This window comes from Dankookia rubra, assembly GCF_004355005.1.
GTDB classification, from domain to species: Bacteria; Pseudomonadota; Alphaproteobacteria; order Acetobacterales; family Acetobacteraceae; genus Paracraurococcus; species Paracraurococcus ruber_A.
On sequence record NZ_SMSJ01000311.1, the window covers coordinates 1 to 805 of the forward strand.

Genomic DNA, 805 nt, shown 5'->3' on the forward strand with positions numbered 1-805 from the left:
TACGCCACGTCGCGCGCCAGGTGTGCCAGGCAGGTCTGCTGGGCCACGCCGTGGCCCTGCTGCGCCGAGTAGCGGTCGGAGAGCCAGACTGCGGGGCGGTGCCCGTCCATCATGTCGCGCACGACGGAGGCGGCGCGGGTCGGCGCGGCCTGGTGCACCACGGCCTCCTGGCAGCGGAACACCCAATGGTAGCCGGTGCAGCCCTCGATCCGCACGCCGTCGGAAGCAGTGCTTCCGACCGTCGGAGGCCACCACCTCAGCACGGCGCAGCGCCGCGACGGCCGCCTCACGCCCGGCCTGGAACCGACCCTGGGCGCGGCGGAGCAGGTTCATCAGCCCGCCCTGGCTGAGGTGCAGCCCGAACAGGTCGGCGAGCGCGGCCTGCAGCCGCTCGTAGGAGAGCGCCTGGTAGGTCTTGAGAGAGGTGGCCACCGCGTGCAGGCGCGGGCCGAACGGCGTGCCGCTGACCGGCACGGGCGCCACAGCCCGCGTGCCGCATCCGGGGCAGCGCACCGCCAGGCGATAATGGTGCACCACCTGCGGCCTGACCGCGGGCAGCTCGATGCACTTCCAGACCCCGGCTGCTTCGGTCGGCAGATCGCGCCCGAGCGCCATCCGGCAGCACGGGCAAACCTCAGGGCGGTGAGCGATCCTCTCGGAAACATCGTCGCTCAGGGGCCGGCTGTGGCCCGCGTGGCCCGGCTTGGCGCCTCCAGGCTTGGCGCGCTCGCGCCTCTCCTTCCGGTCCGTGGACGGCGGCTGGGAGGATGTGCGCGAGGTCTTCTCCGGCCGCTGCAGCCGCAGC

General features: G+C 73.5%; 1 pseudogene. It reads right to left on the reverse strand.

Annotated elements, in window-relative coordinates:
• A pseudogene (locus E2C06_RS36750) lies at positions 1–804 on the reverse strand (IS66 family transposase); the annotation flags it as partial.
• Position 805: the final 1 nt, after the last annotated feature.